Genomic DNA, 1,693 nt, shown 5'->3' with positions numbered 1-1,693 from the left:
CACACTGATCACTTCCCGCATTTGCATAATCAGTGGATCGGCTGTGGTTACCTCAGTGCTTGAGGGTGGAGGGAGCAAGTCCTGTTCAGTCAGCTTCTGGCTTAATTTCAGTTTCTTAAGCCCATCTGCACTGGTCACCTTGTTAATGTATTCTTTGGCCAGGGCCTTCGTGGCCGCTTTGTCGAGGGCTTCAAGTTCCGTTACCGGCTTGGTCAGGATCTGTTTTAGCGTTAAGGCCGAGGTAGGAATGGGAGCCAGGTCAGCCCACTCGGCTATTTCTGCGTCGGTGGGTTGATAAAGATGCCCGATACCTCTTCCACTACCAATCTGCCCTGGCTGAGTCAATCCAAGGCCGTATTGCTGAGCCAGCGGCCTCAGCATGCGCATGGCCCTTGCGACCAGGTGTTCCATTGAATCGGCGCTGGCACTGAGCAAATAGCCTGCGATATCAGAAGTGGTCAGGGACAGTTGATTATTCACTCTTTGCATTTTTGCAAATATGACATGTTGGGTACGGGGGCTGACGTTAAACAGAACAGTAACATCCTCCCCTGCCGGTAACTGATTTGCCTTCGCATTGAACGCTGCAACCATCTTTGACAGCATTGACTGCATTGTAAGAAATTCCTGTGCACCATTCGTTCTAAGCGAATAAGCAGTAAATTTCTGGTGTATTTTACTAAAGTAATAGCTGGCACTTTTCAGGCCCAGGGTACGCCATAAACTTATGGGGGAAGTTGTACTATCTTTAAGCGCAATTTCCTGTAGAGTCGTCCTGACAACAGCGGGTAATCGAGCATATCCGGCACCCAGGAAAATAGCATTGACCAGAGTGTTTATAGAGCTGCTAACAGAAATTCCAAACTGGCTGGCAACGGTTAATGAAACCATATCTGCCAAACAAATGCCTTCTTCGATCTGCTGATTACGCAGCATTAATCGCAAAGGGTTCCAGATTAAACAGAAATTTGTGAGATCAGCTATTTTCACCGTAAAAGTTGACGGATTGGTGGTCCCCAGATTTATCCGTTGGAGATATTGAATCATGTTACGAACCATGAGCCTGAGCGATTCCAACATGTCTCTTAGTTGTGGCGGAGCAACAGCGCTAAAATATGAGAGGGTGTTAACTTTAAACACTAATCTGCCAAGTGCCTCGAAGTTATTACTCCACAGTAATTCAAAGACCTCGCTCTCATATTGCTGCAAATGATTGGCCATCTCCAGCGGCTGCCGGAGTTGATTGGCAAGCGCTATTGCATCCGGGTCTCCCGCAACGCCACGCTGCACCGTAAGGGTAAATTCTTTGCGCACTGCAGAAAAACCCCGTAAAAACTCCATCAGTTGCGGGACCATGTCGTCTGCGGTAACGGACTCTTCAGCCTCTATCAGCCGGCTGATTCTGCTTAAGAAATCCGGCTCCGAAAGGATCATTCTTTTTGAACGATGGTGAGGGGCTACTGTCGTTGAGCTGGTATTCCGGTCAGGCGCGATTGTGGTGTTGAACTCATGGATAATGTCATCCACCCCGGCTGCTACGATATCGAAATAGTGACGAGCGACATCAGGGAAAGTGGCATTAGGGAAAGTGCCATTAGTGAACGTGCCATTGAGCGTTTGGGCGAAGGCTTCAATGCCCTCGAGCAGCATATATCCGGCAAAATTCCTGGCACTGTCCTTAACAAAGGTGACT

Annotated in this window: 1 protein-coding gene; it reads right to left on the bottom strand. The window is 48.5% G+C overall.

Translation table 11 applies throughout. The features are described from left to right. A partial coding sequence (locus J7438_RS25365) for a hypothetical protein (protein ID WP_209278826.1) occupies positions 1 to 1,693 on the bottom strand: 1,693 nt, incomplete at both ends.

Origin of the sequence: Thalassotalea sp. G20_0 (genome assembly GCF_017744175.1) — a bacterium.
Lineage (GTDB): Bacteria > Pseudomonadota > Gammaproteobacteria > Pseudomonadales > Endozoicomonadaceae > Endozoicomonas.
Note: the sequence above shows the minus strand (reverse complement) of the source record. Positions and strands in the feature narration are given on the sequence as shown.